6 protein-coding genes and 1 pseudogene are annotated in these 7,628 nt (G+C 63.7%); all 7 read right to left on the bottom strand.

Going from position 1 to position 7,628, the window contains the following annotated elements:
- Window positions 1-608, bottom strand: a pseudogene (locus ACTG4J_RS00590) (hypothetical protein); the annotation flags it as partial.
- A complete protein-coding gene (gene flgK / locus ACTG4J_RS00585; RefSeq protein ID WP_439136542.1) occupies window positions 605-2,068 on the bottom strand; it encodes a flagellar hook-associated protein FlgK in 1,464 nt (487 codons plus the stop codon). The gene flgK and the pseudogene ACTG4J_RS00590, both read right to left, overlap by 4 nt.
- A gap of 25 nt (window positions 2,069-2,093) precedes the next feature.
- Window positions 2,094-3,395: a flagellar hook protein FlgE gene (locus ACTG4J_RS00580; protein WP_439136541.1), complete on the bottom strand. Its 1,302-nt coding sequence runs from the start codon at window positions 3,393-3,395 to the stop codon at window positions 2,094-2,096.
- 98 nt (window positions 3,396-3,493) lie between these two features.
- A complete protein-coding gene (locus ACTG4J_RS00575; protein ID WP_439136540.1) occupies window positions 3,494-4,339 on the bottom strand; it encodes a flagellar motor protein MotB in 846 nt (281 codons plus the stop codon).
- Window positions 4,340-4,386: 47 nt separating this feature from the next.
- Complete coding sequence (gene arsJ / locus ACTG4J_RS00570; protein ID WP_439136539.1) at window positions 4,387-5,646, bottom strand: organoarsenical effux MFS transporter ArsJ; 1,260 nt, start codon at window positions 5,644-5,646, stop codon at window positions 4,387-4,389.
- A complete protein-coding gene (locus tag ACTG4J_RS00565; RefSeq protein ID WP_439136538.1) occupies window positions 5,643-6,644 on the bottom strand; it encodes an ArsJ-associated glyceraldehyde-3-phosphate dehydrogenase in 1,002 nt (333 codons plus the stop codon). Before ACTG4J_RS00565 ends, arsJ begins: the two co-directional genes overlap by 4 nt.
- Complete coding sequence (locus ACTG4J_RS00560; RefSeq protein WP_439136537.1) at window positions 6,641-7,486, bottom strand: helix-turn-helix domain-containing protein; 846 nt, start codon at window positions 7,484-7,486, stop codon at window positions 6,641-6,643. The genes ACTG4J_RS00565 and ACTG4J_RS00560 overlap by 4 nt, the downstream gene beginning before the upstream one ends.
- Between the last annotated feature and the right edge of the window lie 142 nt (window positions 7,487-7,628).

Raw genomic sequence — 7,628 nt, 5'->3', positions numbered from 1 at the left:
CCCAGAACAGCAGGCGCCGCCGGGCCGCTGCCGCCTTGCCATGCGGTGGTCTCGAACCCACCGCCGGGGCTGAGAAACCATGCCTCGACCGCGGCGATCGCGTCAGCCGTCGTCGTCGCCCCGGCCACCAGCGGGCGCAGCGCATCCATCATCGCCTCGGCCGGGATCACTGTGGGCTGATCGGGCGCGTTTCCGGCAAAAAGCGACAGACCGGCCACGCGGGTATTCAACGCCGACACCGCTTGGGTGAACCGTTCGGGGGCATCGGCCAAAGCCAACGTCAACTCCTGCAAAGCGCCGCCGGTTGAAAGGCCGAGGATATGCGGCGCAAGCCCGTCGATCTCGCTCTCGATCCGCGCCAAGGCGGTTTGGCGGGCGGCGGCGGCAAAGCCTGCTTCATCGATGGCGCGCGCGAATGTCTGGGTCAGCGTCAAGGATCGCGTCATATCGGCAAGGCTGCCGAAATTTCCCCCCGTCGCGCGGCCCAGATCGCTTTGGCGACCGGTCGACAACTCGGTTGTCAGCCGCTGCAACTCTTGCCGCAGCCTGGTGCCGTCATGTTGCATCATGTGAAAACGGGCCGCATCGCCCAATGTGGTCCAGCTCATGCACCCATCCTGATCAGTTGATCGATCATCTCTTGCGCGGCGCTGACCACGCGCGCATTCGCGGCGAAAACCTGTTCGATCCGCAAAAGCCGCTGCATTTCCGCGTCCGTATCGACGCCTTGGCGCAACCCCTCATCGCGCAGCGCGTGAAGCCGGGCCATGCCATGGGCTTGATCGACCTCGGCCGCTTGGCGGGCAAAACCAACCGCGGTGAGGTGATCGCCGACCAGCCCCGCGAAACTGCGCCCCGTCGCCGAAAACCCGCCCGAGGCGGTCGCCCGCAGGGCCGTGAGCGTGTCGATCTGCGCGTGCAGAAATCCCGCCGCGCCGCTGGGGCCGGGTGCCGTCGCGCCCAAACCGTCACGCAAGCGCCAATGCGCCCCGCCTTCGGCCGGTAGAACGGCCGCATTGACCCGAAGCCGCCCGGCCAGGCCGATTTCCAGCGCCGGATCGACACTTGCCCCGGCATCGGTGAACAGCCCCGGCTGGCCCGGCGCCAGTGTCGGGTCGAAACCGGGCGCATCGAAACGTGCCGCCAGATCGCGGGCGACCGCATCGATCCCCGCTTGGGCGGTGATCGCCCATTGATCGCGCAAAGCGAATTGCGCGGCCAATTCACCACCCGCAAAGGCCGGGGTTGTGCCATCCAAGGGCAAGGCGCGCCCGTTCAGGGTCAGCCCGGATAATGTGCCATCGGCACGCGACATCTCGGCGGTCATCACCGTGACGGGTGAAAAGCCCAAGACCGCGGGCCGCCCATCGAGCAGCGCCTGCCCATCCGCGCTGTAGAGCAATAGCGCGCCGGTTGCATCACGCCGGCTTTCCAGCGGGATCAGCGGTGCGATGTCATCGACCAGCCGCGCTTGCGCATCAAGCAGTGCCGAGACATCCCTCCCACCCCCGCTATCTTGGCGGATGCGCGTGTTGAGGGCCGCCAAAGACTCGAGCGCGGTGTTGATCCGGCTCACCATGCGCCCGATCTCACCATCCGCTTGAAGGCGCTGGCCCTGAATGCCGGCTGCGATGGTGTTGATCGTCGTGGCAAGATCGACTGCGGCGCCGACAGCGGCACCAAGGCGCGTCTGATCCTGTGGCCCAGCCGCAGCCGAGATCATCGCCGCCTCGAAGGCCGTTGCGCGTGCGGCAAGGCTACCGGGCGCGTCGGGTGTACCGATCAACCCCTCCAACCGGGTCAGGTGCTGGGATTGCGCCATGGAAAAGGACGTCTCGGCCTCGGCCCGCCGGCGATGGCCGATCAAGATGCTGTCCTCATGCCGGATGACGCCCGACACCCAAGCCCCCGCGCCACCATTGCCGATGACGCGCGCCGAGATCGCCAAGCTGCGCACGCCATAACCATCGGTCATGGCGTTGGCGATGTTGGACGAGACGATATCGGTCGCGCGGGCGGCGACGTTCAGCCCGGAGAGGGCATTGGACAAGGCGCTTGAAATGCTCATGGATCAGCTCCGGCCGGGGCGCGGATCAGCGCTTGATGTTGGTGGTTTCCTGCAACATCTCATCCACGGTCTGGATGATCTTGGCATTCGAGGAATAGGCCCGCTGTGTCTGGATCAGCTGGGTCAGTTCACCCGCCACATCGGTGGTGGATTCCTCGCGCGCATAGCCCACCATGTCACCGGTCGGCCCATCGCCCGCATCCCACAAGAAGAACTGCCCCGAGTCGGGCGAGATGGAATAGGTCTGGTTGTCGCCCGTGGTCAGACCGTTGAGATTGGGGACATCGACGATGGGGATCTGATAGATCACGCGGGTGATGCCACTGTCGTAGATGGCGTGAAGATAGCCATTCGCATCGACCTCCACCCGGCTGAGATCGCCGACGGGAGAGCCGTTCTTGACCACGGGCGCGCGCGCGAACGTATCGGAAAGCTGGGTCAAACCACCCGGATCGCCCGGCGCGCCGATCACCAGATCGAGCGGCCCCGCATCGACATTCAGCGCAAGCGTGCCCGTCGCCGGATCATAGGCCCCACCCGAGATCGGCGTCACCGAGGCGAGATTGCCGCCATTGCCGCGGGCATCGTCGAAGGTCAGCGCATATTCCCCGATCACGCCGCCACCCGTGGCGCTGTCACGCACCTCCATCGTCCATTGATGGCTCATGCCGACTGTTGGAATTGTCGGGGTGAATGAGATCTCCAGATATTGGGATGTGCCCAGATTGTCGTAATATTCCGCCGACATCACGAATGGCTGACCGTTGCCGCCTGCATCGGTCTGGGTTGCGGGTAGGTTGACCGACAATTGCATCCGCGTTGTCGGGTCACCGGTGAACTGGTTGGAATTGATCTGGATCGGCTGCAAACCGTCGAATGTGTCGCGCGGGAAATTGGGCACGGTCCCATCGGGGTTGGCAGGCCAGCCCATCAGCACCTCGCCGGTTTGAGTGCGCAATATCCCCTCGGCGTCCGGCCGGAACGACCCGGTCGTCAACAGGCGAATCGGAAGGTCGGTTCCCGGCCCATCAAGGGCTGCGGCGGAGGTCACGGCCATCATGCCACGCCCGCCGATCGCAAGGTCAGTCGGGTTGTCGGTCGTCACCAAGGTGCCGCGCTGGTCGATCATCCGGGCGGTCGAGGCGCGCACGCCACCCGCCGAATAGCTGCCATCGCTTTGCATGATCACGAGGGAATGAAAATCGGCGACGACGCGCTTGTAACCGTAGGTGCCGGAGTTCGCGATATTGTCGGCGATGGTCGCAAGGCGGCTGGCATTCACCTGAAGCCCGGCCACGCCTGAATTGAGCGAGGAGGAAATGGTCATCTCATGCGCCTTTCTGCTGCATCTGGGACGGCATCACCCTTGGCAGAGCCTGCTTAAGGGAGGCCTAACAATTCAAATTCGCCGCATTTGCCCGCGCCTCAGCGGGCACTACGCAAAAGGATGATCTCCAGCCGCTCGTTGCGCGGCGACATCGGGTTCTCGGTGACGGCTTCGCGATCGGCATGCCCCGTCACACGCAGAATACGGCGCGGCGGGAGGCCCGAAGCCTCGAGCAAACCGCGAAAGCTTTGCGCGCGGTCGGTCGAGGCGCGCCAACGCGTCTCGGCGGCCACGACGACAGGCTCAGCCGCCACATGGCCTTCGATGGCGACAGCATTGGTGACGGTTGCAAATAGGCTGGCCATCACGGCGGCGATATCGGCCATCCACGGCGCGGGAGCGCCGGTTTGAGGATCGAAAATCTGTTGCCCGGGGCGCGAGAAAATCTCGATGATCAACCCCTCATCGGTCAGGCGCGTGGCGACATGGGCCAGTATATGCTCGGGCAAAACACTATCGCCATTCTGGCCGGACAAGGCGTCAGCCACCGCGGCCAGCGCCATGGCGTCTTGGGCGTCCATCTGCCGGTAATCGGTTCCCGACATGCCAAGCCCCTGCCGTCCTTCTGTCGGGCGAAGGCTGGTCGCGCCGGTACCCGATTGCGCTGTGGTGGTTTCCGAAAACGGGCTGTCGCCGCCAAAGGCACCATCGCCCCCGCCCGAGATGCGCGTGATCGGAATGGTGGGGGAGAAATAATCCGCGATGCCCTTGCGTTGTTGTTCCGTGGTCGCGTTGAGCAGCCACATCAGCATGAAGAACGCCATCATCGCAGTGACGAAATCGGCATAGGCCACTTTCCACGCGCCGCCATGATGACCGCCACCGGCGATCACCTTCTTGCGCTTCACGATCAGCGGGCGGGGATTTTGCTCTGCCTCGGCCATGCGCAGGGCGATAGCATGCGCGCGCTGAAGGCTTTCTTAACGTCGCATCACGCCGTGACCGGGCGCAATTGGCGCGCCGTGATACCGCTGACCGCAAGCATCATCGCCGCCACGCCCAGACAGGCGGGCAGGCCACCCCATTGATAACTCAGCCCTGACAAAAGCGTGCCGATCAACCGCCCCGTCGCATTGGCCATATAGTAGAACCCCACATCCATCGTGACCCGCTCGGCCCGCGTGAAGGCAAGGATCAGGTAAGAATGCAGCGCCGAATTGATGGCGAAGATCGCACCGAAGGCCAAGAGCCCCGCGATCAGCGTGACCGTGAGCCATGGTGCCGACGTGCCAGCGAACCACACCAGCGCCGCCAACATCGCTGGCAATAGAGCGAGGCCCAAGGCCCAGCCCCAGGCCTCGCCGATCAGGGCCGCTTCGCCGCGTGCCTCGGCGCGCAGGATCTTGGGGGCGCTGGCCTGCACCGCGCCATAGAGGATGATCCAGACCGCCATGAAGCCGCCGATGGTGAAAAACGCCGCCCGGTTGCCCGCGACCGTGCCATCCGACAAGACCGCGTAGAAATAGATCGGGATGCCGACGACGAACCACACATCGCGCGCGCCGAACAAGAAAACGCGCGCCGCCGAAAGCCAATTGACGTTGTGGGATTTGGAAAAGACTTCGGTGAATTTCGCGCCCTTGCGACCCGTGGGCAGGCCGCTTGGCATCCGCCACGCGATCACCAGCAAGATCATCGACAAAATGGCGGCCATCGCCAGCACCGAACCGACAAAGCCGACGAGGGCGAGCATCGCCGCCCCAAGGAGGAAGCCCAAGCCCTTGACCGCGTTCTTCGATCCGGTCAGCACCGCCACCCAGCGAAACAAGACCCCCTCGCCCGCTGGTGCCAAAAGCTTCACCGCCGATTTCGAGGACATCTTGGCCAGATCCTTCGCCACGCCCGACAACCCCTGCACCACCATGACAAAGGCGACCGAGGCCGCGATGCCCCAGCTTGGGTCAAGTTGCGCGAGTGCCAGCAACGCCACGATCTGCAACCCCAGCACGGCGTAAAGCGTGGCCGTCAGCCCAAAGCGCGCGGCGATCCAGCCTGCCGAAAGGTTGGTCACGATCCCCGCGATCTCATACAAGATGAACAGATAGGCCAGTTGCACCGGGGAAAAGCCCAGCGTGTGGAAATGCAGCAGCACCAGCATGCGCAGCGCGCCATCGGTCAGCATGAATGCCCAATAGGCCGCCGTGACGGCGATATAGGCCGCCATCCCCGGCGGGCGCGCGCCGTCGGTCATGGATTGGCGCCCACCATCAGGGCCACATCGACCAGTCGATGCGCATAGCCCATCTCGTTGTCATACCATGCGTAGATCTTCACCTGCGTGCCGTTCACCACCATGGTGGAGGGGGCGTCGATGATGCTTGAGCGCGTGTCATTGGTGTAATCGGCGCTGACCAGCGGGCGTTCTTCGTAACCCAGAATACCGACAAGCGGGCCCTTCTTGGCCGCCGCCGCGAACAGCGCGTTCACCTCCGCCACTGTGGTGGGGCGCTCGACCTCGAAGACGCAATCGGTAAGGGACGCATTCAATAGCGGCACCCGCACCGCATGGCCGTTCAACTTGCCCTTCAACTCCGGGTAGATCAACGTGATCGCCGTGGCACTGCCCGTGGTGGTCGGGATCAAGCTGTTGAGCGCCGAGCGCGCGCGGCGCAGATCCTTGGCGGGGCGGTCCACGATGGTTTGCGTATTGGTCACATCATGGATCGTGGTGATAGAGCCATGCTTGATCCCCAACCCCTCATGGATGACCTTGACCACCGGGGCGAGGCAATTGGTCGTGCAGCTTGCCGCCGTGACAATGCGGTGCTGGGCGGGGTCGTAGATGTCGTGGTTCACGCCATAGACGATGTTGGCGGCACCCCCATCCTTGACCGGGGCCGAGACGACAACGCGCTTCGCACCCGCACCGAAATAGGGCTGGATCTTTGCCGCCGTCTTGAAGACGCCGGTGCAGTCGATCACCACATCCACACCCGCCAGAGGCAGCTTGGCCGGATCGCGTTCGTTGAGAACGGGCAGGCGCACACCATCGATGGCGATGCTATCTGCATCGCTGCTGATATCAGCCCGCCAACGGCCATGCACCGTATCGAATTCGAGCAGATGCGCATGCATCGCCGGATCGCCCACGGCATCATTGATCCACGCGATCTTGGCCCCACGCTCCAACAGCGGGCGCAGCGCCAACTTGCCGATCCGGCCCAGACCATTGAGCGCATAGGTCGTCATTGCGAACCCTCCTGATTGCGGGCGATATCGTCGAGCGCATGCTGAAGCGAGATGCGGTCAAGCGCCTCCAAGGGCAGGGCGGCAAAGGCGGTAATGCGGTTGCGCAGCATTCCATAGGCATGCTGAAAGGCCAGCATCCGCTCGGCCTCGGTCCCTTGCGACTTGACCGGGTCGGGCGTGCCCCAATGCGCGCTGATCGGCTGGCCCGGCCATGGTGGGCAAGCCTCGTTCGCGGCGCGGTCGCAAACGGTAAAGACGAAATCGAAGGGCTCGGCCTCTGGCCCTTGGAACTCCGCCACATTCTTGGAGCGAAGGCTCTCGATCTCGTAGCCTTTTGATTGCAGCATCTTCACGGCCAGAGGGTTCATCTCGGATTGCGGCTTGGTCCCGGCGGAAAATGCCGCGAACCGATCCCCCGCGATCTTGCGCAGGATCGATTCGGCAAAGATGGAGCGGGCGGAATTCCCCGTGCAGATGAACAAGACGCGGTAATGGCGGGGGGCTGTCATGGGAATGTCTCCGGGATGTTCCATGATGGCGGTCGGCGGGCAAAGGTCGGGTCGACCAAGGCAGCAATCGGTCCACAACGCGCCGGTCATCGCGCTAATGCCCACAAGGTCGGCCCCATAGCGCAGAAACGTGCCGCTGCGGGTGCGGGTGATCAGCCCCGCACGCAATAGATCGGCCAGATAGGCGCTGAGCGTATTGGGCTTGAGACCCAGAACCTCGGCGATTTCACCCGCGGGCAAAAGGTCGGGATGACGCCGGATCAACAGGCGCAGCACATCCAACCGCACTGGGTGGCCAAGGATGGCGAATCTCTCTGAAAGTGTTGTTTCCATATTTCTCGAAATACCGAAATTTTGCCCCTCTTCAAGTGAAGCTTTTGCGACACTGCGGCCCGGACCGGCCTTGTCGCCTTGCATTCCGACGAAAGCCTGACAAAAGAGATCGGATTGCCCTTTCTTGATCGCACCAGCCCTG

Origin of the sequence: Roseicyclus sp., assembly GCF_965662675.1 — a bacterium.
Lineage (GTDB): Bacteria > Pseudomonadota > Alphaproteobacteria > Rhodobacterales > Rhodobacteraceae > Roseicyclus.
Note: the sequence above shows the minus strand (reverse complement) of the source record. Positions and strands in the feature narration are given on the sequence as shown.